Below are 25,608 nucleotides of genomic sequence, written 5' to 3'. Positions count from 1 at the left end.
ATACCGAAGAAGTGATTCGCCGCTGGCACGGGCAAAGCAATGGTAAGTTACTGAGTCACCAATTTCTGAATCCCGACAAACGAAAACAGATGCATGAGTCTCAGCTGTTCATCGTAAACTACCCCGTTTTTGAAAACTATGTATACAGCGAGATTGAGTAAACGAAAAAAGCGCATTAGCTGAAAGTGGTCATTGGTCCTTTTTCTGTTGTTAAGTTGACATGCCAAGGATGCGTGCATATTTGAACAGTGATTATTGTTGGTGGCGGATGACAGGTTTGAGTGAGACATTACCCGGAATTAGTGATCGGTTATCTCTGGATACGCACGAGCTTCGAGCACCACTGTTTACAACGACTTCTGGTTATTTAGCAAATTTTAGATGGGTGTCTTCATAATATTCCTTCGTAAAATTTCAGAATTTCGATGACTTTCTTTAAGGTTAGCTCTATTTCCCACAAACAAACCGACCCTGGATGGATTGAAATTCAAAATGATTCTTGTAAGATTGGTTAAATGAAATACATTTTTACCCTTAAATCATTCTTCTGCTGGTGGCGTTCTTATTAGAGCGGCACTGAATTTTTACATTCTTAAGCTGCTGGAAGGTAGCTAAGACTGTAATTGCTTTTATATCTCCAGTAGTGATCTGTTCTAACCTGGAGATTCCCATGAACACAAAGCAACTTGCTGAAAAATCAGAAATTATATTAACCGGTGACAGAGCCACAGGACCATTGCATTTGGGCCATTATGTCGGTTCGTTAAAGCAACGTGTGGCATTACAGGCAATTCATGAGCAAACCATTCTGGTTGCTGATATGCAAGGCCTTACTGATAACGCTCATAACCCCAAAAAAGTATCATCCAATATTCTCAATGTGGTGGCAGACTATTTGGCTGTGGGTATTAATCCCTCTGAAACAACCATTTGCCTTCAATCACAACTTCCTGCACTTGCTGAATTGACTATGTACTACAGCAATCTCGTCACAATCAGTCGATTAGAGCGTAATCCAACGGTTAAGAGTGAGATACACAGCAAAGGGTTTGAGCGCTCCATTCCTGCGGGCTTTTTAACCTATCCAATATCTCAAGCTGCCGATATTACTGGCTTCAACGCGACATTGGTTCCTGTAGGAGATGACCAGTTACCAATGCTCGAACAAACTAATGAAATAGTGAGAAAGCTCAATTCACTAGCAGGGCGCATTGTACTGAATGAATGCAAGCCTTTATTGAGTAATGCGCCGCGTCTGCCTGCTACAGATGGTAAAAGTAAAATGTCGAAGTCGTTGGGCAACGCCATAAATCTCGGGGCTTCTGAAAAAGAGATCAGCGCTGCGGTAAAATCCATGTATACCGACCCTAATCACCTAAGGGTGCAAGATCCAGGGAAAGTAGAAGGAAATGTTGTGTTTACCTATCTTGATGCTTTTCACCCTGATGAAGGCTATATCAGCCAACTAAAAGACCACTATCAACGCGGAGGTCTTGGTGATGGTACAACGAAAAAAATACTGGACGAGTGTTTGCAGGAGTTACTCAGGCCGATACGAGCAAAAAGAGCGGAGCTTTTAAACGACAAGGCTCAACTGATTGATATTTTGGCGAAAGGGAGTCAGCGCTCCAGAGATAAAACGGAAAAAATACTGTTTGATATCAAAGATATCTTTGGGCTAAATATTTTGGCGACGTCTTAAACTATCGATATTGAAACAATCAACCCATTTACAAGGCTCCAATTTTGGGTTTGCTTGTAGGTTGGTTTTTTCGGTGCCGCGGTCTAATTAAACCTTTGTCATTTGATTGAAATCATTGTCGGGGCGCCGACTGCGCCTTAAGGTGACCGGGCTGCGCCCCCCTTAAGAATCCCCCGCAGCCCCTGACGCGCAAAGGCATAAACTTCGCCATCAGAACAACGATGAGCATCAATGACAGCACATCCCTGTGCTGGGCATTGATTGAGCTATCATCCCTGATAGCTCTCATCGTTGTTTGAACTGATGTCGCAGTTTATTGCGCGTAAAGGGAGATTAGGTTAAGCACTCCGAACAAATACTGGCGTAACCGAAACTGTAAACGAATCTATTGCTTTATCTTTAAACACTAACCTTTTTGTTCATTTAGTTAAATGCACTTCATAGTCCATCACTTATCAAAGGTCAAATAAACAACCTAAAAATAAAGGGTAAAAAAATACTCAATTTTTCTAAATATGCCAATTCAGGGTCGATAACCTAGAAGATTCGTTAGCTAACTCATGCATGTCGCGGATGCGGAAAAGTCAGCGCTGTTAAGCGCTTAAATAAAGACCAGTTAGGACAAATAAACATGAATACGAATTTTCATCGGTTGTTGAGCAATCAGCAGATTTTTGCCGCCCTGCGGGATGGTTTAGTAAATCTCTTAAATTTAAATGGCCGCGCTATTTTTGGTGTGACACCGGTTCGCCTGATGTTCCTGGGATTACTGTCAGTCAGTGGTACCGTCAGTGCCGCAGTGCATTACCAAATCAATTTAAAAACCTCCAATAATTATTATGTTGTTGCTGAAGGCGATGGTGGTGGTGCGGTAAATGCCAATCGCACCGCCGTTGGCCCCTGGGAGAGTTTCACCCTGATTGATCACAATGGTGGAGTATTAAACAGCGGCGATTCAGTGTCGATTCGCACCGGCAATGGTCACTATTTTCAGGCCGGGCAAGATGGCGGTCATGATGTCTCTGCGGTGGCGCCACAGGCCTACTCCTGGGAAACCTTTATTATCGAGAAACCCAATGGTGGTGGTGCCATTGTGGCTAGCGATAAAGTTGCTCTGCGCACCGGTAATGGTCATTACTTTCGCGCTGAAAACAGCGGCGGTGGTGGTCTGGACGCCAGAGCCGGAACGCTGGGCTGTCCGCTAGACTTCAATTGCTCCTGGGAACTGCTTGAGCTGGTTATTAACCATGAAAATAACGTCGTCAGTTTTGCCAGTGGTTTTAATGGCAGATGTCTGGATGTTAATCCGGCCGACAATAATCTGCGCGTGATGGATTGTAACGGAGCGATAAATCAGCTGTTTACTCAACAAGCAGATGGTTCGATTACTTCCTTGATGAACAATTATTGCATCGATGCTGCTGCTCATAATGGCAATGCCTATATGTACAGCTGTCATGGTGGTGGTAATCAACGCTGGAATCTGGCCAACGGCGAACTCAGGGATCTGGCTCATAATCAGTGCATCGATCTGTATGCCTTTAACAATAGCAATGGCGCTAATGTTCAGATGTACAATTGCAACAACCTGTCTAACCAGCGCTGGCATATGATGCACCACAACTTTACCTACGCGCCTGAAGATCAGCGCACAACGGTTAACCAAGAGTTGTTTGCCTGGAGTAACAATGGCGCGATCCCCGGTATGAGCTGTATCGCTATTAATGAAACGCTTAACAATCAGGCGGTCTGGGGTAACAACTATTTTTGTACTACCGCACCCGCCAACGAAATCGGTTTGCAATACAGCATGGCGGGTCCAATTACCGGTAAACGTTGTAGTCTGTTATATGAAGGTACTCATAGCTGGGGTGATAATTATCTATGTGTAGATCGCCACTCTAATTACGTGATCCACTGGGATTGGGCCAATAAAAAAGGTCCTACTTCGGTGCGCTTCAACGAACCAGGCGAAAATTACTGGAGTGATAACTATCTGACCATTGGTTATGTTGGTGATGACTTTCTGAACCCGGCGGCAGATAAAGCCCACAATGGTAATTATCTGGATAACTACAACTGGACCTACTTTTTTGAGGATGTGATTTTTGACTCAGAGTTTTATTGCCCATTGTTAAACTTTGCCAACTATCTGGGCTACGCCTGGGCGGGATGCAGCAACCCTAGCATTTGGTTTGATTCTCAGAATAATGAGTATGTGATTCAAAGCCCGCATGGCAATGGTTACCGCGGCAATGAAACCCTGCAAACCCGCATCAAGGATTTACGAGTGGAAATGGATGCTGCCACTATTTCTTTGGGAGACCCGGTGATATCTCCGTCTTCTACATCGCAAAATGTGAAAACAGCTACGTTTGAGAATCAGTCTTATCAGGACGATGTTCAGGAGTTCAGGGTGACAGTAGCACAGCAAAATTGCTGGTCTCGTACTGATCAATTTACCTTCGGGCAGAGTGTTTCTGTTACGGGTGAGAAAAAATGGAAAAGTGCTGTAACCGAAGCGTCAGTTTCTGTCACCATCGGACTTTCATTTGAGCAGGCTTTCAGTGACACCACGTCCAACTGTACTACTCAAAACGAAACCATCGTCACCCGTGTTACTGTGCCAGCCCGCAGCAGAGTGACGGTATCAACGGCGGCAATCACCGGACAGGTAACCATTCCTTACACTGCAAAAGTGAACCTGGGATATACCGCTACTTTCTGGAACTTCCTGCGCTGGAGCGGTAATGCTCATAATAACCACCCCACCGATCGTCCTTATCATTTGGGCGTGTTTGGCCAGAACTCTACCCCTTATAAAAGCGCTCCGGATGCGATTGTGGAATCTTTTAACGAAAAGAACAGTTTGCAACGTGCCTATGAATGGGACTGGAACTGGATGTTTGGCACCTATGGCGTTGATGCGCTTAAAAACACTATGTCAGGCGTGACCCGCAAGCATACCCGAAATGTTAACGGCCAATTTTACAGTGATGGTGTTAGCTATGTAACCACCATTGGCGCAGCTCAGCCTTTGTAAACTGATTGTGCTGTGACTCAGCCACCTTGCAACCTGTTCACAGTTGCAAGGTGGTTTTTTGTTTTAGCTGTGAAGCTCACTTTCAGTGGACAACACAAGTAGCAAAAGTCTGATAAGATTAGGGTAACGAAACTAATTCTGAACCGGAAAATGAACAACAATCCCCTGCATCGCGTCAGACAAATGGCAGATTATTTAAGCTGTTCGCAGGAGCCTATGTTAATGAGCAAAGTGCTTACGGATTCGTTAAATCACCCGGTGGTATTTGTAAATCCGCGCTTTGAAGAGATATTGGGTTATACGCTTGAAGATATCCCCGATAAAAACACCTGGTGGAAAACGGCTTACCCTGACCCGGCTTATAAAAAAGTTGTTGAAGCTCAGTGGGAGTTGCTGTTTCAGGAGGCACTGGAGCAGGGCAAAAGCTATGTCTCACTGGAAGTGGATATTCAGACTAAGAGCAATGGCATCAAGCGTTTTAAAGTCTACGCCGAAGTAGAAAGTGAAACTCTGCCTGAGCACTATGTGGTGATCTTCACTAATCCAGAAAGCACTAACTAATACTGGCAAAAGTGCTCTTTGGGGGCTATTTAGCACTTATCATCCCGGTTTTCTACGCTTTTTTACCCCTTCAATCACCAAGGGGGAATAACTGATAGTCAGAGCTGCCGGAGCTTTTCAGGCTCCGGTTTTCTGAGAAACTCCTATGCAGAAATGGGTTTACAGGCCCCCGGTTTTATTGAACACTTCCACCTGTAAAAAAGCAGTACTAAAGGAACATCATGAAAACAATATGGAAACTCATCTCAGCACTCGCCTGTTTCAATGTTATGTGGGCTTCTGCAGCTCCGGCACCTTTAATGGCTGCATCTGAACATCAGGCCTTTTGGCAAAATCTCTCGGCCTTATGCGGTCAGGCCTTTGCCGGCAAAATAGTCAAAGATACCGACGGCGATAGCTTTGCCGGAAAAGAACTCATCATGCATGTGCGTAAATGCTCTGAGCAGGAAATTCAGATCCCTTTTCATGTGGGTGACGATGCTTCCAGAACCTGGATTTTAACTAACACAGGTGCGGGTATTATGTTGAAGCATGATCATCGCAACGAAGATGGCAGTTATCACGCCACCACTATGTACGGTGGTCATACGGTGGATGCCGGTTGGCCTCAATTGCAATCATTTCCGGCAGATCCTTACTCGCAACAACTTTTCATGGCACAGGGGATTCCAGCCTCAGTGGATAACACCTGGCAAATGCTGATTTATCCCAAAACCTTCAGTTATCGTCTGGTCAGAGCAGCGCGTGATTTTCAGGTGGACTTTGACCTGAGCCAGCCTGTAACCGCGCCCGATGCGCCGTGGGGCTATGAAAATCAATAACTACTGTCGTTTTCTGTCAGTGTAATTCGTTACTATACTTAACAGCCTGGTAACACCAGGTTACAGATTGCTTTTCACATCGCTATTTTGGCGTCGTAGAATGCGCTTTCTGAACTAAGATTACCGTTAGCCATATCCCAATTTCAAAACGCACTTACAAGGAGAATCAGCGTGAGGAAGTCGATCGTCAATGCTATAGCTAAGCTGACTATAGCCAGCAGCCTCATCGTAACCAGTATGGTTTCATACGCACAGTTTGGCCCTACACCGGTTAATGTGGAGGCGGCACAGGTGCGAATGCTGGCTCCCTTGAGTTCGGTTTCCGGTGCTATTGTCAGTCAAAATGATTCACAAGTGGCGGCTCGAGTAGCAGGGCAACTTATCGAAGTGGCGAAAGTGGGTTCCAAAGTATCGGCTGGTGAAACCTTTGCCGTAATCCGCGATCCCTCTCTGGTATTTCGTCATGCAGAGCAGATGGCTCGCCTTAAGTCTTCGGAAGCCAATCTGACTTTTCTGAACAGCGAAGTGACTCGTTTGCGCTCGTTAGCTGCCAGAGACTTAAGTTCCAAAACGGAGCTGGACAGAACATTAGCTGCGCGAGATCAGGCTCAGGCAGAGCTGGAAGAAAACAAAGCTTTGCTGGATCAGATTGAACTGAGCCAATCCTATCAAAATATGCAAGCCCCGTTTGATGGCATCATCATGGAACGTCTGGCGGATGTGGGTGAGTTAGTGGCACCTGGTACTGCGGTGGTGCGTCTGGTGCAAATAACCCAGTTGGAAGTCAGCGCTCGTGTTCCAGTCGCGTCACTGGCTTATGTCACTCCAGGTAAAACCATCAGCTTCAGCTCGTCTGTGGGTAGCGGTCAGGCAACGGTTCGTACAGCTGTGCCCGTGGCAGATAACCGCACTCGCCTGGTAGAAATCCGGGCGGAAGTACTGGAAGACAATTGGCCAGTGGGTCTGGATGTCACTGCAAAAGTGCCGTCTGGTGCTGAAAAAGAAGTATTAGCAGTGCATCGTGATGCGCTGGTTTTGCGTCGTGATGGCGCCAGAGTGTTTCGCATCGATGCCGAAAATAAAGCGGAACAGGTGATGGTGCAAACCGGCATTGCTACTGAGCGGTGGATTGAGGTCAGCGGCGATATCAAGGAAGGGGATAAAATCGTCATTCGGGGAGCGGAACGTCTGCAACCGGGTCAGCAGGTGATGATCCGCGATAATAATGCGAGCCTGATTAGCCAATGAAATTAACAGCAGCCTCTTTAAGTAACCCCACAGCGGTAGTTGTAGGAATTCTGTTAGTCCTGTTATTTGGGGTGTTAAGCCTGACGCGCTTGCCCATACAGTTAACACCGGACGTAGAACAGCCTCAGATCGTTATAAACACCAGTTGGCGCGCCTCTGCGCCGGAAGAAATAGAATCAGAGATCATCGAACCTCAGGAAGATGTATTAAAGAGTCTTCAGGGGGTGGTGACTATGGAGTCCAATGCCTCTCAGGGCAATGGTTCGATAGTGTTGCGTTATAAAACCGGTACCGACCTGAATCGCGCTTTAATTGACGTGATGAATGCTTTGAATCAGGTGCCCTTTTATCCGCCGGATGCCAATGAGCCTATCCTGGCGGTGGGCGGTGATTCGGTGTTTGATGCCATTGCCTGGTTTGGCTTACACACTTTGCCCGGTAACGACAGACCTATTGAAAGCTATCAGGATTTTGTGGAAGACGTTATTCAGTCCCGTTTAGAACGGGTGCAGGGTGTGTCTCAAACCAATGCTTTTGGTGGCTTGCCCACTGAGGTGCGTGTGACTTTCGACCCCTACAAAGTGGCGGCTTTAGGCCTGAACATCCCCGAAATCGCCGCTAAAGTGGGCGGTAATACCGACTCTTCAGGCGGCTTTAAAAACGTTGGCCGACGCAAATACACACTGCGATTCGACGGCAAATACGACATTCCCGATCTGGAAAGCATGATCCTGGAATGGCGCGGTGATACCCCTATTCTGTTGCGAGATGTGGCTCGCGTGGATGCTGTTTTAGGCGAACGCTTTGGGGTGCTGACCCTAGACGGGGTGCCCGCCATTGCCATGAATGCTCAGGCAGAAGTGGGCGTTAATGTCATGGAAGTGGATGAAGGTCTGAAGCAGGTGGTCAAAGAGCTGAACGAAGGACCATTAGCTCGTGCTGGTCTGGAGTTGATCCAGATGTACGACCAAACCATCTACATTGAAGACTCCATGGCATTGGTGCGTAATAACCTGTTGCTGGGTTTTATTCTGGCGGTGTCTATTCTGTGGTGGTTCCTACGTAAGTTTAAAGCCACGTTAGCGGTGGCACTATCTATTCCCATTTCTCTGACGGTTACCTTTGTTGCGTTGGATCTGATGGGCCGCAGTCTGAACATTATTTCTATGGCGGGTCTGGCCTTCGCCGTTGGCATGGTACTGGATGCCGCTATCGTGGTGTTGGAAAACATAGTGCGAATGCGGGAGCACGGGGCCAAAACCTCTGATGCTGCCTTTAAGGGCACCACGCAGGTATGGGGGGCGTTGCTGGCCTCCACCACTACCACTGTGGCCATCTTTTTGCCCATCGCCTTTTTGGAAGATGTAGCCGGGCAACTGTTTGCCGATCTGGCCATTGCGATATCGGTTGCCGTGGTGGCTTCCTTGCTGGTGGCGGTGTCGGTTATCCCGACGGCATCAACGCGACTGTTAAAAACCATCAATTCTGAAGATCCTCACGATCATTGGTGGGACAACATCACCCGCGGCATTATGCGCATTACCGGCAGCAACAAAAAACGCTTTGCCTGGGTGTTTGGTTTGTTTGGCTTTGCTATTTTGGCCAGCTATCTGTTGTTCCCCAAAATGGATTACTTACCCAAAGGCAACGAAAACCAGTTTGGTGCTTTTATGCTGCCGCCTCCGGGCTTGAGTATTGAAGCCGGTAAGCACGAAATGATCGATGTCATCAATCAGCGCATGGAGCCTTATCTGACTGGTGAAAAGCAGCCCAAAGTGGCCCACGACTGGTTGGGAATTTTTGGCACTTTTGGTTTTATGGGCGGTCGTGCCGAAGACGCCGATGACATTCAGGAGCTGTTGGGCATTCTGAATTCAGAAATCTTATCAGGCTTTCCAGATACAATTGCTTTTGCTCAGCAATCTCAGATTTTTCAGGGCTTAGGTGGTGGTCGTCGTATCGATATCGATATTCAGGCCAACGATGAAGAGCAATTGCTCAATGCGGCACGCGTGGGTTTTGGTGCTGTTATGGAGGCGTTACCTGGGGCACAAGCTCAACCTGTTCCGGGGTTGAATATGGCTGAGCCGGAACTGCGCTTGTTACCTTATGAGCGCAAGCTGGCGGAATCTGGCTGGACCCGCAAAGAAATGTCGCAAATCAGCCGTTCGCTGGGTAACGGATTATACGTGGGGGATTACTTCGATGGTCAAAAACGCCTGGACGTAATCTTACGAGCGGAAGAATGGCACACGCCGGAAGAACTGGAGTCTATGCCCTTGTATACGCCAGATGGTGGTGTTCAGCCCGTCAGTGCGCTGGCAGAAGTGGCCCGCACAGCAGGTCCGGGACAAATTCGTCGGGTAGACAGAAAGCGCACCATCACCTTGCAGGTGACCCCGCCGGATAATCTCTCGCTGGAGGAGGCGATTAGCACCCTGAAAGCAACGGTGAATAACAGGGTTTTGGCACTGTTAGGGGATGAAGGCGCTGTAACTTATCGCGGTACCGCAGAAGCGCTCACCGAAGCCATTACCAACATGAGTCAGAGCTTTTTGTTAGCACTGATTATTTTGTACCTGTTGATGTCGGCGTTGTTCCGCTCCTTTAAAGACAGTCTGCTGGTGGTAGCAACCATTCCTCTGGCGACGGTGGGCGGCATTGCCTCTTTGCGTTTAACAGACCTGCTCACCGGCTTCCAGCCGTTGGATTTGCTTACCATGATTGGCTTTATCATCTTGTTGGGTCTGGTGGTAAATAACGCCATCTTGTTGGTATATCAAACCCGCATGGCAGAACTGGAAGGCAAATCCAGAATTGATGCCGTGGAACAAGCCGTCAGGTTGCGGTTGCGTCCCATACTGATGAGTACCCTCACTAGTTTGTTTGGCATGTTGCCACTGCTGCTTATTCCAGGAGCAGGTGCCGAGCTGTATCGCGGTATCGCTGCTGTAATCGTTGGCGGTATGAGTGTTAGTACCTTCTTTACTTTGATATTCCTGCCCAGCTTACTGCAACTGGGTCAGAGCAAAGCACAGCAACAGGACGTTGCCGAAGGGGAACCTGCGACTGCATCTTAATAATAATTGGCTCATCTGAAGTTTTCAGATGAGCCATTTCCTGCCTTAACTATAACGAAAAGAAAAATACCAATTGTCGCTTTCGATAACTTTGCGAAGAAGTGCATTTTGGTATTAGTTTGACCGCAGCGAAAAATACCAACCATCCCCCAAAAACATATCAAAGGCTGCCCCCTGTTTACGCTCCCTTATCGCATCGGGCGTGTGGAAGACTTCATCATAAGGTTTGGGGTATGGCAGGTTGTAAGCGTATTTTTGTACCCAAGCGCCACCCGAAAATCCCACTGCGTAATATTGAACTACCAGTGTACAGCGTCCCTCCTGCTCTTTATAGGAAATAGCATCGGATTCAATCGTTTGCAGTAAGGCTTTTAAATTCGGATAGGCAAGCTCTTCTGTGCTTGTGCGTAATTTTTCCCGGGCACCTATTTCGCAGCCCAACTGGGCAATTTCATTAAATGCTTGTCGATGCGTTTCAAAGTGCTGCACCATATCGTCATAACTGGGGCGCCATTGGCAGCCTGCCAGGAAAAATAAAGCCATGGTAACAACAATAGTTTTAATAACAGCAACTTCCTTTTTGGTTTTGTAACAGGTCAAAGTGAAGGGTGTTACATTATTTCTGGGTAAATTAACTGCTCTTTATAATCGTGTCAATGAGTACCAAAAAGGGTAAGGCTTGATGATGTTTAAAGCGGATTAATACTGCTGTTTAAAATTCAGCACCTTCTCTAAGTAGCGACGACTTTCCGAGCGTGGATGCTGGTTGCGCAACTTGTCGTAAACCTGTGTGGCACTGAGTTGATTGATTGTCTGGATGGCCCGTTCCCGGTTGCTGCTAAAAGTCTTAAACACATTGCCTGCACCACCGTTGTAAGCTGAAATCGTCGCGTATTCACGGCTTTGTGATTGGCGAATGTTTTTCAGATAAATATCGTCCAGGATATGTAGGTAAGCTGTGCCTATGTCGATGTTGTCCTGGGGACGAAACAGTACTGATTGGGTGGGCTGGTCGTTGCGGCCTTTAATGCGTTGGTACACGTCCTTACCAGCCGAAGCGGGGATTATCTGCATTAAACCGTAAGCGTTCGAAGCGCTTACGGCAAATGGGTTGAAGCTGCTTTCGGCTTCGATGATGGCGTAGATAAGGCTGGCAGACACCTGATAGCGTACTGAAGAGGCCAGTACGTATTGGGAATATTGCTTTTTGCGCAATTCGTGATGATTATTCACCAGCGGAAAGTTTACCGAATGGGCTATGCCCGATTCTGAATTGTAGGTTTTGAGTTGTGTTGCCATCAGGTACTCGGCAAACCTGCCGGCTCGCCACTGAAAGCGTACCGCGACGCCATCCTGATCCAATACCTGACCATACAAAAATGGTTCACCGTTAAACTCTGGTGTTTCGGCGCTGAAGATATCGGTGGAATTCGGGTCTGCGGTGGTTAACAAAGTGGTGATGATGGCTTCTCTGAGCTGAGTTTTATAATCTTCAGCATTGATGGTTTCCACCCTTACCTGACCCAGAGCAAAATCCACCACCGCTTTTGCCTGATAATCCTGAGTGTATTTTACATAGGTATCATTGTCCGGCAGGTCGCTGTTCTGCTCTCCCCACTTGTCTTTGGCGTTGTCTTTGAGGGCGGCCAGCAATTCCTTGAGATTCTTTAAATCGTAAAGCAATGCACCTGGGTTGTTTTGATACTGCTGCGCTTTTTGTTTCGCGAAGGATTCGACAATTTGACCGGCATCACCGGATTTAGCCGCCCGAGCCAACATCACTCTGTCGGTGTGGGTGCATGATCCCATTAGCAACAGGAGACAACAAAATATAGCTGAGCGAGTAAAGTGTGACATGCTTATCGGAAGTGTTTTAATTTTGATGCTATTAGAGCAATAAAAAAGGCGTCAGATCAAATGCGAAAATCTGACGCCTTTCTGCTTCCTCATACCCAACATGAGAAACCTTGACATACCAATTAACATGACCCGACAGATAAGAAGGAACTTTTATCGGTCACTATTACACCAAAACACCACCTCTATCTGGTGATTCAGTGTGTTAACTGATATGGTCAATAATGTTATAACATCACAATAAGATCAAGTGGTTTTTTCATCGTACAGACAGCGCATTTATATGTAGATGATTCGTCATGGAAAAATGCCTCATTATGTGTGATAGTTCGTCACTCATTTGACACATCAAGGTTTTGCCATTGTCTTCCACGACATCAAATCAATTGAGTGATATCGCGCTCATCAATAAATTACTGGAAAGTTACGATCAGAAACAGCTGGCCCAGTACCTCAATCAATATTCACCAGGAAAATGGGCCAGAGAAACCCTGAATCGTTGGTTAAAAGGCAAAGCCAATCCAACCCTGACACATCATGAATATTTACACCTGCAGGACTTGTTACCGCAAGCCAAAGTGACGGCGCAAAATGCTCAATTCAGGTTTGTTGATCTCTTTGCTGGAATTGGCGGCATTCGAAAAGGGTTTGAGGATATTGGCGGTCTGTGCGTTTTTACTAGCGAATGGAACAAGTTTGCACAACGCACTTACAAGGCAAATTACCATTGCGATCCTGAGCAACATATTTTTAATGACGATATCCGTTCTGTGACCTTGTCTCAACAAGAGGACGTCAGTGAGCAGCAAGCCTATCGACATATTGCTGCTCATGTTCCCGATCACGATGTGTTGTTGGCGGGATTTCCTTGTCAGCCTTTTTCGCTGGCTGGCGTGTCGAAAAAGAATGCGCTGGGCAGGGCACATGGTTTTGAGTGTCAGACCCAGGGAACCTTGTTTTTCGATGTAGCCAGAATTATTGCGGCCAAACAACCTGCAGCCTTTGTGCTGGAAAATGTAAAAAACCTTAAGAGTCACGATAAAGGTAAAACCTTTAAAATTATTCTACAGACGCTGGATGAGTTGGGTTATGAAGTGGCCGACAAGGAATTTGAGGGCAGGGATCCTAAGATCATTGATGCCAGACATTTCTTGCCGCAACACCGGGAGAGGATTGTACTGGTTGGCTTTCGAAAAGATTTAAATTTGCACAAGGATTTTAGTTTAAGTCATATAGCGCAGCACTTTCCTACAGAGCCGATAAACCTGGGGCAGCTTCTGGATAAAGAGGTTGATAGTAAATACATACTGACCCCTAAGCTATGGGAATACCTGTATCGGTACGCGCAAAAACACAAGGCCAAAGGCAACGGGTTTGGCTTTGGTCTGGTCAATGAGAACAGTGTAGCCAGAACTCTGTCGGCCCGGTATTACAAGGACGGTTCGGAAATATTGGTGGACAGAGGTTGGGATCTGAACAAGCCGTTTGAGTCACAGCTCAACGGTAATACTCGCCCACGTCGATTAACGCCGCTAGAATGCGCCCGATTGATGGGCTTTTCAGCCTCTGGTTGCAATAGCTTCAGGATCCCGGTGTCGGATACTCAGGCCTACAAGCAATTTGGTAACTCTGTGGTAGTGCCGGTTTTTGCGGCCATTGCGAGACTAATGGAGTCCCGGATTAAGCAAGTGGCTGCTAATATTAGTATGCAATCAGTCGCTTAGCTTTTGGGGACATAAATGGACTGGAAAATCTTTTTTACTATTTTTGCCTCTATCGTTGTTATGGAGCTGGGTGATAAGTCTCAGGTAGCAACCATGCTGTTTGCTGCCGATAAGCAGGTCAGTAAACTCACTGTGTTTTTGGCTGCGGCTTCTGCTTTGGTTTTAGTGTCAGCGATAGGTGTGTTAGCTGGTGACTTGTTGAGTCAATATATAAACCCTAAACACTTACAATACATCGCAGGTGTAGGCTTTGTTTTAATTGGCTTATATACCCTATACAGAGCCTGATATTTACTGTCTTGTTGGTTTAAATGGGTATTCTGACAGGACTCCATGCTTTTCAAATAAAGCCTCCAGTTGCCCTGTTTGCTTGAGATGCTTTAGTTCCTGATCCCAGATTTCGATTAACTGCACAGAGTATGTATTTTGTTTACTAAATGCTGGATATAAAGTCAGGTCGCCAAACTTGACCCAGCTATATCCACTATTTTCAATGTTTTCTGCCAACATCAGCTCCAGAATCTCGGAATTATCTCCTAAAATAAAATGTACTTTACCCGCTTTTAACAACCTGAAAGCGGTGGTGGCGTCATTGACTTCATAGCCCTGCAACCGATATTGTGGGAAGTACCTGTCATAAAGATAATCGGTTAACCAGGCGGCTGGGGCATCGTAATAATCTGGCGTTTGGGTTGGATAATGAGCTGTTAAATAAATGGCGTAAATAAAGTCAGCGTCCATGGCTTCTTCTGGTGTATCGATATAACTCTCTTCATTTTTATAGGCTCCCAGCCACATATCGGCACTACCATTCACCACCATAGCTTTAGTTCGGGCATAGTCGGCGTATACAAAGCTTACATTAAAATCAGGAAATACCTGTCTGAGTAGTTCTTCATAAAGGCCATCGCTTTGCCTGGAGGTGTATTTATCCCAAAGGTCGGTGGCCACAATGAGTTGTTGCGCCTGGCAAAACAAAGAAATTGGCAATAACAAAAGCAGCAGCTTACTCACAGACACCCCCAACAATGCATTGTGAAATTGTCGTACAGTGAGCCGAAATTGCCAGTTTTTTTGTCCGATTCAGGACTAAGATTACTGATTTAAACCTGAGTGTAAGCCTCGTCGGTAAGCACCAATCGCCGGGATACAGGCCACCAGGCTGGTGGCAATAATCACCAGAGCGGCAATCCATAAAGCATCCTGAGTGAACAAATCAGTACTGATAAACAAGCCGTAATGAGCGCTTAACCAGTCATTGGAGAGCAGTAAGGTAAACCAGACTAAAAGCAGCGCCAACAAAGTGGATATTGCAGACACTAAAATGGCTTCCGCCTGGATCAGTAGAAATAGTAATCCCGGACCCGCACCAATGGCTCTGAGTACGGCAATTTCCCGATGACGCTCCCGCATGGAGGCCAGCAGCATAGTGGCCAGGCCAAACAGGGATGAAATTAAAATGAGCGCTGAAATAAAGCGCAGCAGGTTTTCCACTGTGCCCAACATTTGCCAAAGCTCTGCCAATGCCACACCGGGCAAAATGGCCAGCAATGGCTCTGTGCGATAATTGTTAATACTGCGCTGCACGCCAAAAGTGGCGAACTTGGAATTCAGGCCTAAAAAGAAGGCGGTTATGCTCTTGGGTTGTAATGGGTTTTGTTGCAGTGCTGCTTCTGGATCTGTGACATATTGCGCGACGCGCCCCGCGGGTAAATGCACTAATTCTAAAGATTCAAGGCTGACGTGAACGGTTTGATCCACCGGTGTACCCGTCGCAGACAAAATGCCGGTAACTACAAAAGGAGCGTTGTCGTGATTGCTGAAACTGACCCCTCCGACACCATGGGAAAGGGTGATTTTATCGCCCAATTGATAGCCCAGCTTCTGCGCCACTTCAGCGCCGATCACGGTTTCCAGAATTCCGGTAAAAGGGTTGCCCTGGTCAAAACTAAGTAGCTGCTTTTGACCATAGCGGAAATGTTCAAAATAGCCTGTGCTGGTGCCCATTACCCGATAGCCTTTGTGGGAGTCGCCTAACGATACCGGAATAGCCCATTTTACCTGGGCGTCACTTTGGATTTTCTGAAAGGTTTCCCAGTCAATATTGTTGGTGGCGTTGCCTACCCGAAATACTGAATAGAGCAGCAGATTCAACTGTCCGGTTCGTGCCCCAACTATCAGGTCGACACCGGATACGGTGCGGCCAAAGCTGTCTTTGGCTTCTTTGCGAACGTGTTCTACGCTCAGTAGCAAACTGATACTTACCACCAGAGATATGATGGTCAGGATCACCGAGCTTTTTCGGCTTTTCAGGCTGCCGGTGGCGATGCTGAAAATCATAACTGCACCTTTTGAGAGTAAGCCTGATTAATGCTGGCCAAAGACTGTTTGTGCTCAAAATACTGGCTGAGACTTTGATCGTGACTGACAAAAATTAAGGTACTGTTTTCCTGGTCACAAACCTTTAGTAATAGTTGCATAAAGCTGTCTCTGGCGTCAGAGTCCAGTGCCGAGGTAGGCTCGTCCACTATCATGAGTTTGGGATGATTGATCAATGCGCGGGCGATGGCCACCCGCTGTTGCTGACCTACGCTCAGTTGCGATGCCTGTTGCTTAAGTAGCTCTGCAGGTAGCTGTAATTGGGTGACAGTCTGTGCAATCAACTGCGGCAGGTTGCCATTGCTGTTGCCCGCTAACCAGGCGGCCGTCGCGATATTTTGCTCCACCGTCAGATAAGGGATGAGGTTGAACTGCTGAAACACCACGCCGATATTCTTTGCCCGAAATTTGTCGCGCTTGCGTGCCGAAAGGCGGGTGATGTCGTTCCCCAGAATTTCGATACTGCCCGATACCGGTTTGAGGGTGCCTGCTAATAAATTGAGTAGCGTACTTTTGCCACTGCCTGAAGGCCCGTATAAAAAGAGTCTTTGGCCGGTTTTCATCTGCCATTGTGGAATTGCCAGCAAATCCGACTTATCCGCTGAGTTATAGCGAAAAGTCAGATCACTGATTTGCAGCAGGATATCGCTTTCTTGTTGAGTCATTACTGGTTAGTTTAAACGGGTTTTTATGGCTTTATTTATGTCAGTGGGAGATTGCCACACTGCCTCATCCTTGTCACCCTCAGTGGACTGCTTTGTGCTGTTATCCGGGTAGATGATTTCTAACCGAGAGTCTTCGCTTTCATCCAGTTCGACACAACTTAAAATACCATCGGCTTTGTTAAAGCCAAATATGCCGCGTTCAGTGATAAAAACGCCTTTTAAACGCTCTGGGTTGATGGCATTCAGCATGGTGAATATCTGCGTAAAATCAAAGATATGGCTGCTGTCGTAGATCCAGCCTTCGGTGACAAAACCGGAACGGGATTGCTTAGTGTAGGCACAGCCATCTTGTTCCAGTTGTGATTGCCACTCCGGACTCGCTGGCGGCTCAGCGTGATGATGGTGATGATGATGATCATCCTGAGTTGCATCTGTGCTGTTGCGAAGTTCTTCCAGGATCGTCAGTGGCAGTTCGCCGTTGGTGGCCAAAAGCAGTTTCTTATCCTGCAGCCCCAACTGTGCCAGGGTATCTTGCATGTAGACTTTATCCTCGTCGGAATAGAGGTCCGCTTTGGTGGCCACCAATAAGTCGGCAATTTCCAGTTGCTCTCGAAAGATTTTATGATTGTTGTAACGACTTTGTATGAGTTTGCGCGCATCGAACAAGGTCATTACCGCTTTTAATTCGATAATGCCCTGGTTGTATTGCATCTGAAGCTCAGCGATCACTTCATTGGGATGCCCCAAGCCAGTGGGCTCAATAAACAATCTGTCTGGTTTGCTCCTGCTGAGTAGTTGCGCCAGTGCGATTTGCATTGGCAAACCGGAGGTACAGCACATACAACCACCTGGAACTTCCTTGATAAAAACCTGATTTTGCTTATCCTGAGGACCAGTTAACAATTGCCCATCAATGCCAATTTCACCGAACTCGTTGACCAAAATAGCCCAGCGTTCATCTGCGGGTTTTTGTTGCAGAAGGTGTTTTATCAGTGTCGTTTTACCGGCACCTAAAAAGCCGGTAACAAGGTGAGTGGGAATAGGGGATGCGATTCTTTTGGTCACAGCGTCAGTGAGATTGTGAAGTTTGCAGTAATGTTATATTGTAACGGCTGCTTTAACAATAGCCGCTAACTAATCCAATGACCTGGTTCTAAGTAAAACCGAACACAAATTTTTACTATGTCGCAACACTCGCAATATCCTTCGTTTTATCAGGGTAAGAATCAGTGGCTGATATGGCTTCTGGTGGTTACCCTATTTGCCTTGCTGGGTTACGCTGTGGCTGTGCTTAAACCCTGGCAAGGCTTCCACACTTCAGGTTCTTTATACAGTGCAGACAAGGTTCTACAAGTTGACGCTATTGGATGGCAGGATTTAATGGGTGAACAAGATAAACAATTGCTTGCGGATTTGCAGCGCAAAACGTCAGCGCTGATGAATACTGGGCAGTCTGACCAGGCAACCATGAATCAAGAGCAGCAATTATTGGCTTCTGTATTAAAAGCGCAAACCTGGCAGGGTTTGGATGGTTATCAAATCAATAGCACTATGCACCAGCGGGATGTCAGTATTCCTGGTTTTCTGGTGCCGCTGGAAGTAGAAGGGCAGCAGGTTAAAAGCTTTTTTGTGGTACCTTATTTTGGTGCCTGTTTGCATTATCCGCCACCGCCGCCGAATCAAATGTTTTATGTGCAATTGCCCGGGTATATGCCGCTGCCCGCCATAGACAAGCCTTACCTGTTCAGCGGAACGTTGACTGCGGAATTATTTGAAGATCCGCTGGGAACTTCAGCCTGGAGTATGGAAGTTGTGACAATTAATCATTATGCTAAACAGGCTGATGATGCCAGAGAACATTGATAATGACATTTGCTACAGAAGATTGCTGTGAAGCACAAAAAAATAACGTCAGAGACACTATGCATATTCAATATGAAATTAATGAAAACGTAAAACCGGAAGAGTTTCGACAGTTGTTGCGAGATTCAACTCTGGCAGAGCGACGTCCGGTGGAAGATTATGCTTGTCTTAAGGGTATGCTGGAGAACAGTAATCTGATTATCAGTGCCTGGCATAATCAGAAATTAGTGGGCATTGCCCGTTCGGTTACGGACTTTCATTACTGTTGCTATTTGTCGGATTTAGCCGTGCATCAGGAATATCAAAACCAGGGCATTGGCTTAAAGCTGCAACAGCTAACGCAGCAGCGTTTGGGGCCGCGCTGTAAGATCATCTTGCTGGCAGCGCCTGCCGCCAAAGACTACTACCAGCATATTGGTTACGAGCACAATGAACGCTGTTGGGTACTGGACCGGGAACAGCATCTTGGTGCTGATTAGACGCTGATATGTTCCAGCTTGTATTGCAAAATAGGGCGATACAGATCCACACACTCTTCGCCGATTTTGATTAAGGCTTCTGCCTTGTCAAAATCCATAATGCCATAATCGGCTAGCTTGGGCTGGATCACCAGGTCCGGCGGATCACCGGCTAATTGGGAGCGGGTAATACGGTCCTGCATTATATCAATACAACCTGACATAACCGCGAAAACATCTGGTGTACGGGCTTTTACCTGTTTGCGTTCTTTGATTTGCTGCAGATAGTTTTTACCGGAAAGTAATAATCTATCGAAGTGGTTTTTTTCAGCGCCTGGTGTTGCCACGTAATCCAAGGGTTTTTCGGGTTCGGCAAGCAATTCTTCGGATTCCGCCTGAGGGATCACTTTTTCCTGGTTTTTTGCTCCTAAATTGGATTTGTCAGAATTTAAATCCACTGCAATAACAAAATCAGCGCCCATGGCTTTGCACAAAGATACCGGCACTGGGTTGACTGTGGCACCGTCTACCATCCAGCGGCCTTCGTATTCATAGGGCGCTAATATGCCAGGAATAGCACAAGAACAGCGCAGTGCATGTTTTAACGATCCCTGAGTTAGCCAGGTTTCCCGACCCGTGAACAAGTCCGTGGCAACAGCCCCAAAGGGCATATTCAGGTCTTCAAAGTTAACATCACCGATGGTTTCTGTGACTTTTTCAAAGACCTTTTCACCGCTGATCAAACCGCCCTGGCCTAGCCCCCAATCCAACAAGCTGAACACTTGCCAGTTATCCAGGCTTTTTACCCAATCTTGTAGTTCTGCGAGCTTGCCGCTTGCCAGCGCTGCTCCTACCAAAGCGCCGATGGAACTGCCGGTTACAATGTGAGGCTCAAACCCAATTTCTTTCAGGCGATTGATTATACCTATGTGGGCCCAACCTCTGGCTGCACCGCTACCTAAAACTAAGCCTAACTTCATCCCAGTACTCCCAATTCAACTCTACTCATAATTGCGGTTTTTCTCGGTGATTTAAAGGGGGAGGATATAGTTAATTTTTGTTGTACCTAAACCCATTTTGACGCAGTATGTAGCCTGCAAATTTCAGGTCCATTTAGCTTGAGGATTAACGATGAAAAAACAAGCACTTTTTTCGCTAATTATGTTGTTGGCTGTGGCCGCTTGCAGCAAAAATGATGAAGCGGTCGTGACCAAAGGACAAACAACTCAGGTGGAGCAAACTTTAGCTAAGAAAGTGACTCCTTCCCAAATCAAGGTCGGCAAGGATTATCACTCCTTATCTAACCCCGAAGAAATCAAAGTCACTCATATATCGCTGGATTTGACCGTGGACTTTGAGCGCAAGGTGTTAAGTGGCACTGCTGAACTGGAAATAGCACGGGTAATTGCTGAGAGGAAGCGTTTGATTTTGGATACTCGTGATCTAACTATCCTGTCAGTGACATCGGATGGCAAGGATGTGCCTTATACACTGATGGAGCCGGATCCGCATCTGGGCACCGGACTTCTTATCTCTGTCCCTAAAAAGGCCCATAAAATTACTGTGGCTTATGAAACATCACCGGATGCTTCTGGCGTACAGTGGCTAACGCCACAACAAACGGCGGGTAAACAACATCCGTTCTTATTCACCCAGGCACAGGCTATTCATGCGCGAAGCTTTATCCCGCTTCAGGATACGCCAAAAGCCAGAGTGACTTATGATGCCATCATCCGCACTCCGAAAGAGTTACTGGCGGTGATGAGTGCTGCCAATGACCCGGACGCAGAAAGAGATGGCGTGTATGAATTTACTATGCCGCAACCCATTCCTTCATATCTGATTGCTTTAGCAGTAGGGGATTTACAATTTAAAGCCATGGGTGAGCGCACTGGTGTTTATGCTGAGGCCAGTTGGTTAGAGCGTGCCGCCAAAGAGTTTGAAGATACCGAAAACATGCTGATTGAGACGGAGAAACGCTATGGCGAATACAGTTGGGGCCGTTATGATCTATTGATCTTACCGCCTTCGTTCCCCTTTGGTGGCATGGAAAACCCGAGATTGTCTTTTATTACTCCTACCGTGATCGCCGGTGACAAATCGCTGGTGGCGTTGATTGCCCATGAGCTGGCTCACTCCTGGTCTGGCAATACCATCACTAACGCCACCTGGCGTGACTTGTGGTTAAACGAAGGATTCACAACCTATCTGACCTATCGCATTATGGAATTTATCTATGGCACCGACCGCTACAATATGGAATTGGTGTTAGGTGCTCAGGACCTTGCGGCGGATATTGCCAGTTTGCCGGAAAAAGACCAGATCCTGGCGATTGATTTGCGCGGTCGTGATGCGGATGACGTGTTTAGTAATATCCCCTACGAGAAAGGCGCATTGTTCCTCAGAGAGCTGGAAAATAAAATTGGTCGCGAGAACTTCGATGCCTTTTTGTTGGGCTACTTTGAGCATTTTGCCTTCCAGAGCATTACCACTGAACAGTTTATTACTTATCTGGATGAAACCTTGTTAGCTCAGTATCCCGAGCAACTGGACAAAGAGCGCATTATGCAATGGATCTTCCAGCCAGGTATTCCAGAAGGCGCACCTGGTGCCAGCTCTGATGCCTTTGCCATTGTGGATGAAGCGCGCAATGCCTGGTTACAGGGTGAGTTGAGAGCCGGAGATATAGATACTGCGAACTGGAATTATCATCAGTGGAAGTATTTCGTAGACAATTTGCCAGAAATGACTATTGAGCAAATGTCTGAGTTGGATGCCGCCTTCAACTTTACCGGTCATCAAAACAATGAAATTGCTCACAGTTGGTTATTACACGCGATTCACAACGACTACAAAGTGGCGTGGGACAGATTATATGAATATCTCACCACCATTGGCCGCAACAAATTGGTTAAACCTTTGTACAAGGCTCTTTCGGAAACACCGGAAGGCAAAGCCTTTGCCAAAAAAGCCTTTGATGTAGCCAAAGCCGGTTATCATCCACTCACGGTGAAAGCCAACGAAGGTTACGTTCAATAATCCAACCTGACGTATAACTCGACAACCAAAAGGTGCCCCATCCGGCACCTTTTTCGTTCAAGGAGTCAGAGTTCTTGAAACCGCTCATCCAATCAAGGGGTCAGAGTTCTTGAAACTGCTCTACGGCATTACTGATGCCAGAAGTGGAAAAATCTCATCTTAGGTGCCATTGTTTAGTTCGGATAAATTTAGTGGCTCAGGAAAATGGTCAGCACCTACATTCAGATGTGCTTAAGCACGGCAAAGTTAGCTTTAGAACCAGAGCGAGAACGATACAGCAAAACACTTTGTTGCTGGCTATTGATTTTGGCCGTTTTGTTGCTATCAGGTTGTGGTGGTGGCAGCACTCCAGAGCCCATCAATAGTGAACCTCCACCGCCGCCTCCTCCTTATGTGTATCAACAGCCTGAATTGCAACTGGACCAATTACAGGTGGCGCATTTCCAGGACGTAGGGATTAGTGATATTCAGTTGTTGCACAGCATGATGGATAAAATAAATCAGGGACAGTATCGCAATATTGATTCAGTGTTGATCCTCAAGGATAACCAACTGTTTTTCGAGGAGAGTTTGCGTGACTCCTTCGATGGTGCTGATGTGGAGCTAAATAATAACAATCTGGATTTGCACAGTCAGATGTCGGTGACAAAAAGTTTCGTGTCGGCATTAGTGGGCGTAGCGATTGATAATGGAGATATCCCAGATGTTGATGTACCTGTGCACAATTATTTCGAGGCCTGGTTCCCCATCGAACATTGGGAGGATCACAAGTCAGAAATAACCCTGCGCCACTACCTGACAATGCAGCACGGTTACAAAGGGAACGATTAGATTTCAAGGGGTCAGAGTTCTTGAAACCCGGTCGTTTTGATTTCAAGAACTCTGACCCCTTGAAATTAGCTGTTTTTCATGTGGTGGGCTAGTTGTGTGATGGGTTGGCGAATGGCTTCTCGCAGTTGGCTGTCTTCGACTACTTCATCAAGCGCTTTATTCATACAGTACAACCATTGCTCAACCATCTGTTCTGTGACGGCAAAAGGCAGGTGCCTGGCCCGCAGTCTGGGATGCCCGTATTGCGTTTCGTATAGTGGTGGGCCCCCCAGCCAGCCGCTTAAATATTCAAAAAATTTCTGGCGAATTTTATCCATAGGTTTAGGGTGTAATGCCAACAGCTCCGCGGCGGCGGGATCTGACTCCATGATATCGTAAAATCGGTTCGCTAATCGTCGGGTGCCTTGTTCGCCGCCAATGGCGTCGTAAGCGGTGGCGGGCTTTTTCTTGAATAACTTGTTGAGCAATCTCACGCTCCTTAATCTGAAACTGGCGGCATTATAGCGGCAATATCCACTGCCTGTGTATCCGGAAAGTCGAGATAAAACTGCGCGATTGCCTGTTTTTCGTGCGCTTTGAGGGCTTGGAGTTCGGCCTCTGTTGCCAAGGTTTTTGCTGCTTTGCAGATGATATCAATCTGAGGGTTAAAATGTCGAAGCCACAAAAATCCCCGTAGCATGTGAAAATCGGAGGTTACCAGGTACACTTTTTTGATGCGAAACAGCCGTATTATTTCGGCGCAGAGTTTTCCGTCTTCGTAGGTATTGCGGCTGGCGGCATAAGGAAGAAAGCGCTCGGCGGCGATTCCTTTTTGCTGCATCCAGTTTTGAACATGTCGGGCATGAGGCAGAGAGTGCCGATTGAATTTATCTCCCCAACCTCCGGTGCACAGCACAGGTGTATTAAACTGTTGGGCGACCTTTACCGCCTCACTGGCTCGTTGCTGCATAATGGCGAACAGTTCACCCTGAGGTGTGTTCTTGTAACCTAAAACCAGGGTAATGCTATCGCACTGAAAACGATGTGGATCAGTTTGTGGAAGTGTCATCACTATTGATCTGCACAGTGAGTTGAGGCCATTGTGTCAACCAGTCTTTCTTGGCAACACGCTCTTTGAACAGCGATAAAGGACGTTTGTTATTCCAGGTTATACAAGCATCGAATAAAAAGGCCAAACCCCAGGGAGCCAAAAACTGCAGTTGTTTATTTTCATCAAGGCAAACCGCAATGGCCGTTTCTTTTTCCGGCCAGTTACTCATCGCTTCGGCACAGTCGGAATAAGGCGAGTGACCATGCTTTTTATGCATCCTAGCCTGGTTTTTCACATCCCAATCCACCTGCTGAAACTGTTGTTGCAATCGCACTTTCGCCTGGGTTTCGCTATACATGTCCTCAGTATCGTAATAAATGATGTCAATATCGTTAAGCGGCGAAAAATTCTTTTGATGTAACCTGTCCCAGATCAAGTTGCGTAAAAATCCGGCGGCAACATAAGCCTGAGGTAGCGTTAGTTCCCGCACCGCCTCAAGTACCTGCATTCTGAAGTTATCTTGTCGCAACCACTGACTGATGGTCTCTTGTGCTTCGGATTCTGTCATGGTTTATGCGGTGCTTTTAAGTAGTGCATTCACCAGTGCAAACCCGGCAGAAAGGGAGCACAGGGTGAGCAGAATGGGTCTGAAGCTATTGTCGACGTGACGTTGCAAATGCTTGCCAACCCAGAAGCCCAGTAACGCAAAGGGCACCATAGTGAAACTAACCAGCCAGGTTTCTGTGGTCATTAATCCGGTCAGTTGATAGCCCACCAGACTTATCAGGCAACTGTACACAAAATAAATAGACAGGTTCGCCCTGATAGTCCGGGCTTCACCGTGTTGCATCACTAATGCCATTGGCGGACCGCCAATACTGGTGGTGGTGCCGGTTACGCCGGAAACAAAGCCCGCGATGCCTAAATTGCGGGCGTTAGCCGGAAAGGGCTTTAACCACAAAGACACCACCACTGTCAGTAACACCATGGCGGCAACGGTGATTTGCAAAGCCGCGATGGACATAACCATTAACAGCCAGGTGCCTAAAATGGTACCTGGGACGCGGCTGATAAAAGGTGACATCATAGTGCGCCACTGAATGGCTTGCCTCTGCTGCCACGCGTTACTACTGCTCACCACAAGCGCGGTAACAGTTAGTATGTAGGGCACCCACTGGGGTTGCATTATCACCAGAATGGGCGCGGCAACAATTGCCATACCAAAACCGATGGCAGCCTGAATCACACAACCTAAAAACAGCGCTAAAGCACAAATCAGCCAGATGTAGTCGAATTCCAATGGCATA

At 47.0% G+C, this 25,608-nt stretch carries 23 protein-coding genes; 12 read left to right on the top strand and 11 right to left on the bottom strand.

Translation table 11 applies throughout. The features are described 5' to 3' along the window. The first annotated feature begins 670 nt into the window (after positions 1–670). The 6 genes from trpS (at position 671) to ACXAD8_RS14815 (ending at position 10,455) form a co-directional block, all read left to right on the top strand. A complete protein-coding gene (gene trpS, locus ACXAD8_RS14840; RefSeq protein WP_475230189.1) occupies positions 671–1,702 on the top strand; it encodes a tryptophan--tRNA ligase in 1,032 nt (343 codons plus the stop codon). 631 nt (positions 1,703–2,333) lie between these two features. Continuing rightward, positions 2,334–4,745: an aerolysin family beta-barrel pore-forming toxin gene (locus ACXAD8_RS14835; protein WP_475230186.1), complete on the top strand. Its 2,412-nt coding sequence runs from the start codon at positions 2,334–2,336 to the stop codon at positions 4,743–4,745. Positions 4,746–4,967: 222 nt separating this feature from the next. Then, positions 4,968–5,306, top strand: a complete 339-nt coding sequence (locus ACXAD8_RS14830) for a PAS domain-containing protein (protein ID WP_475230183.1) — start codon at positions 4,968–4,970, stop codon at positions 5,304–5,306. A 221-nt stretch (positions 5,307–5,527) separates the two neighbouring features. Next, positions 5,528–6,127 (top strand): hypothetical protein, encoded by a 600-nt coding sequence (locus ACXAD8_RS14825; protein WP_475230180.1) that lies wholly within the window; start codon positions 5,528–5,530, stop codon positions 6,125–6,127. Between the two features lie 171 nt (positions 6,128–6,298). Next, the gene (locus tag ACXAD8_RS14820; protein ID WP_475230178.1) at positions 6,299–7,375 is read left to right on the top strand and encodes an efflux RND transporter periplasmic adaptor subunit; all 1,077 of its coding nucleotides are present in this window, start codon (positions 6,299–6,301) and stop codon (positions 7,373–7,375) included. Beyond that, complete coding sequence (locus ACXAD8_RS14815; RefSeq protein ID WP_475230175.1) at positions 7,372–10,455, top strand: efflux RND transporter permease subunit; 3,084 nt, start codon at positions 7,372–7,374, stop codon at positions 10,453–10,455. Before ACXAD8_RS14820 ends, ACXAD8_RS14815 begins: the two co-directional genes overlap by 4 nt. A gap of 114 nt (positions 10,456–10,569) precedes the next feature. Here the strand turns inward: ACXAD8_RS14815 and ACXAD8_RS14810 are convergent, their stop codons facing one another. Both ACXAD8_RS14810 and ACXAD8_RS14805 read right to left on the bottom strand, forming a co-directional pair. Next, a complete protein-coding gene (locus ACXAD8_RS14810) occupies positions 10,570–10,998 on the bottom strand; it encodes a hypothetical protein (RefSeq protein ID WP_475230172.1) in 429 nt (142 codons plus the stop codon). A 156-nt stretch (positions 10,999–11,154) separates the two neighbouring features. After that, positions 11,155–12,264, bottom strand: a complete 1,110-nt coding sequence (locus tag ACXAD8_RS14805; RefSeq protein ID WP_475230169.1) for a murein transglycosylase domain-containing protein — start codon at positions 12,262–12,264, stop codon at positions 11,155–11,157. Between the two features lie 410 nt (positions 12,265–12,674). Here ACXAD8_RS14805 and dcm point away from each other — a divergent pair, with 410 nt between their 5' ends. Continuing rightward, positions 12,675–14,036: a DNA (cytosine-5-)-methyltransferase gene (dcm, locus tag ACXAD8_RS14800; protein ID WP_475230166.1), complete on the top strand. Its 1,362-nt coding sequence runs from the start codon at positions 12,675–12,677 to the stop codon at positions 14,034–14,036. A 15-nt stretch (positions 14,037–14,051) separates the two neighbouring features. Then, entirely contained in the window at positions 14,052–14,324 is a 273-nt protein-coding gene (locus tag ACXAD8_RS14795; RefSeq protein WP_475230163.1) for a TMEM165/GDT1 family protein, read from the top strand. Between the two features lie 3 nt (positions 14,325–14,327). Here the strand turns inward: ACXAD8_RS14795 and ACXAD8_RS14790 are convergent, their stop codons facing one another. From ACXAD8_RS14790 to ACXAD8_RS14775, 4 genes are all read right to left on the bottom strand, one after another. Then, on the bottom strand, positions 14,328–15,050 hold the full coding sequence (locus ACXAD8_RS14790) for a hypothetical protein (protein ID WP_475230161.1): 723 nt from the start codon (positions 15,048–15,050) through the stop codon (positions 14,328–14,330). Positions 15,051–15,131: 81 nt separating this feature from the next. Then, complete coding sequence (locus ACXAD8_RS14785; RefSeq protein WP_475230158.1) at positions 15,132–16,376, bottom strand: ABC transporter permease; 1,245 nt, start codon at positions 16,374–16,376, stop codon at positions 15,132–15,134. Beyond that, positions 16,373–17,080, bottom strand: a complete 708-nt coding sequence (locus ACXAD8_RS14780) for an ABC transporter ATP-binding protein (RefSeq protein WP_475230155.1) — start codon at positions 17,078–17,080, stop codon at positions 16,373–16,375. The genes ACXAD8_RS14785 and ACXAD8_RS14780 overlap by 4 nt, the downstream gene beginning before the upstream one ends. A gap of 6 nt (positions 17,081–17,086) precedes the next feature. Beyond that, positions 17,087–18,145, bottom strand: coding sequence for a CobW family GTP-binding protein (locus ACXAD8_RS14775; protein ID WP_475230152.1), 1,059 nt, complete (start codon positions 18,143–18,145; stop codon positions 17,087–17,089). Positions 18,146–18,262: 117 nt separating this feature from the next. Here ACXAD8_RS14775 and ACXAD8_RS14770 point away from each other — a divergent pair, with 117 nt between their 5' ends. Both ACXAD8_RS14770 and ACXAD8_RS14765 read left to right on the top strand, forming a co-directional pair. Then, entirely contained in the window at positions 18,263–18,943 is a 681-nt protein-coding gene (locus tag ACXAD8_RS14770) for a DUF3299 domain-containing protein (RefSeq protein ID WP_475230149.1), read from the top strand. Between the two features lie 2 nt (positions 18,944–18,945). After that, positions 18,946–19,422: a GNAT family N-acetyltransferase gene (locus ACXAD8_RS14765; RefSeq protein WP_475230146.1), complete on the top strand. Its 477-nt coding sequence runs from the start codon at positions 18,946–18,948 to the stop codon at positions 19,420–19,422. Here ACXAD8_RS14765 and rssA read toward each other — a convergent pair. Further along, the gene (gene rssA, locus ACXAD8_RS14760) at positions 19,419–20,381 is read right to left on the bottom strand and encodes a patatin-like phospholipase RssA (RefSeq protein WP_475230143.1); all 963 of its coding nucleotides are present in this window, start codon (positions 20,379–20,381) and stop codon (positions 19,419–19,421) included. The two genes, ACXAD8_RS14765 and rssA, sit on opposite strands and share 4 nt — an antisense overlap. A 151-nt stretch (positions 20,382–20,532) precedes the next feature. Between rssA and ACXAD8_RS14755 the strand changes: the two genes are divergently transcribed. Both ACXAD8_RS14755 and ACXAD8_RS14750 read left to right on the top strand, forming a co-directional pair. Next, a complete protein-coding gene (locus ACXAD8_RS14755; RefSeq protein ID WP_475230141.1) occupies positions 20,533–22,440 on the top strand; it encodes a M1 family metallopeptidase in 1,908 nt (635 codons plus the stop codon). A 204-nt stretch (positions 22,441–22,644) separates the two neighbouring features. Beyond that, a complete protein-coding gene (locus ACXAD8_RS14750) occupies positions 22,645–23,271 on the top strand; it encodes a hypothetical protein (RefSeq protein ID WP_475230139.1) in 627 nt (208 codons plus the stop codon). A gap of 65 nt (positions 23,272–23,336) precedes the next feature. Here the strand turns inward: ACXAD8_RS14750 and ACXAD8_RS14745 are convergent, their stop codons facing one another. Genes ACXAD8_RS14745 through ACXAD8_RS14730 form a run of 4 tightly spaced genes read right to left on the bottom strand, consistent with a single transcriptional unit; the run spans position 23,337 to position 25,607 of the window. Continuing rightward, positions 23,337–23,738 carry a group II truncated hemoglobin gene (locus ACXAD8_RS14745; RefSeq protein ID WP_475230136.1) on the bottom strand — a complete coding sequence of 134 codons (402 nt, stop codon included), beginning with the start codon at positions 23,736–23,738 and terminating at the stop codon, positions 23,337–23,339. Positions 23,739–23,749: 11 nt separating this feature from the next. Beyond that, entirely contained in the window at positions 23,750–24,319 is a 570-nt protein-coding gene (locus tag ACXAD8_RS14740) for a YdcF family protein (RefSeq protein ID WP_475232976.1), read from the bottom strand. Beyond that, entirely contained in the window at positions 24,300–24,869 is a 570-nt protein-coding gene (locus ACXAD8_RS14735; protein ID WP_475230133.1) for a nucleotidyltransferase family protein, read from the bottom strand. The genes ACXAD8_RS14740 and ACXAD8_RS14735 overlap by 20 nt, the downstream gene beginning before the upstream one ends. A gap of 3 nt (positions 24,870–24,872) precedes the next feature. After that, the gene (locus ACXAD8_RS14730; RefSeq protein ID WP_475230130.1) at positions 24,873–25,607 is read right to left on the bottom strand and encodes a sulfite exporter TauE/SafE family protein; all 735 of its coding nucleotides are present in this window, start codon (positions 25,605–25,607) and stop codon (positions 24,873–24,875) included. Between the last annotated feature and the right edge of the window lies 1 nt (position 25,608).

This window comes from Planctobacterium sp. AWH2_060 (assembly GCF_056158425.1).
Note: the sequence above shows the minus strand (reverse complement) of the source record. Positions and strands in the feature narration are given on the sequence as shown.

Bases quoted from the DNA above. Each gene is read 5' to 3' on its own strand.
- trpS (WP_475230189.1), top strand. From the start codon at position 671: ATGAACACAAAGCAACTTGCTGAAAAATCAGAAATTATATTAACCGGT.
- ACXAD8_RS14835 (WP_475230186.1), top strand. From the start codon at position 2,334: ATGAATACGAATTTTCATCGGTTGTTGAGCAATCAGCAGATTTTTGCC.
- ACXAD8_RS14830 (WP_475230183.1), top strand. From the start codon at position 4,968: ATGAGCAAAGTGCTTACGGATTCGTTAAATCACCCGGTGGTATTTGTA.
- ACXAD8_RS14825 (WP_475230180.1), top strand. From the start codon at position 5,528: ATGAAAACAATATGGAAACTCATCTCAGCACTCGCCTGTTTCAATGTT.
- ACXAD8_RS14815 (WP_475230175.1), top strand. From the start codon at position 7,372: ATGAAATTAACAGCAGCCTCTTTAAGTAACCCCACAGCGGTAGTTGTA.
- ACXAD8_RS14810 (WP_475230172.1), bottom strand. From the start codon at position 10,998: ATGGCTTTATTTTTCCTGGCAGGCTGCCAATGGCGCCCCAGTTATGAC.
- ACXAD8_RS14805 (WP_475230169.1), bottom strand. From the start codon at position 12,264: ATGGGATCATGCACCCACACCGACAGAGTGATGTTGGCTCGGGCGGCT.
- ACXAD8_RS14795 (WP_475230163.1), top strand. From the start codon at position 14,052: ATGGACTGGAAAATCTTTTTTACTATTTTTGCCTCTATCGTTGTTATG.
- ACXAD8_RS14785 (WP_475230158.1), bottom strand. From the start codon at position 16,376: ATGATTTTCAGCATCGCCACCGGCAGCCTGAAAAGCCGAAAAAGCTCG.
- ACXAD8_RS14780 (WP_475230155.1), bottom strand. From the start codon at position 17,080: ATGACTCAACAAGAAAGCGATATCCTGCTGCAAATCAGTGATCTGACT.
- ACXAD8_RS14770 (WP_475230149.1), top strand. From the start codon at position 18,263: ATGTCGCAACACTCGCAATATCCTTCGTTTTATCAGGGTAAGAATCAG.
- ACXAD8_RS14765 (WP_475230146.1), top strand. From the start codon at position 18,946: ATGACATTTGCTACAGAAGATTGCTGTGAAGCACAAAAAAATAACGTC.
- rssA (WP_475230143.1), bottom strand. From the start codon at position 20,381: ATGAAGTTAGGCTTAGTTTTAGGTAGCGGTGCAGCCAGAGGTTGGGCC.
- ACXAD8_RS14755 (WP_475230141.1), top strand. From the start codon at position 20,533: ATGAAAAAACAAGCACTTTTTTCGCTAATTATGTTGTTGGCTGTGGCC.
- ACXAD8_RS14750 (WP_475230139.1), top strand. From the start codon at position 22,645: ATGGTCAGCACCTACATTCAGATGTGCTTAAGCACGGCAAAGTTAGCT.
- ACXAD8_RS14740 (WP_475232976.1), bottom strand. From the start codon at position 24,319: ATGACACTTCCACAAACTGATCCACATCGTTTTCAGTGCGATAGCATT.
- ACXAD8_RS14735 (WP_475230133.1), bottom strand. From the start codon at position 24,869: ATGACAGAATCCGAAGCACAAGAGACCATCAGTCAGTGGTTGCGACAA.
- ACXAD8_RS14730 (WP_475230130.1), bottom strand. From the start codon at position 25,607: ATGCCATTGGAATTCGACTACATCTGGCTGATTTGTGCTTTAGCGCTG.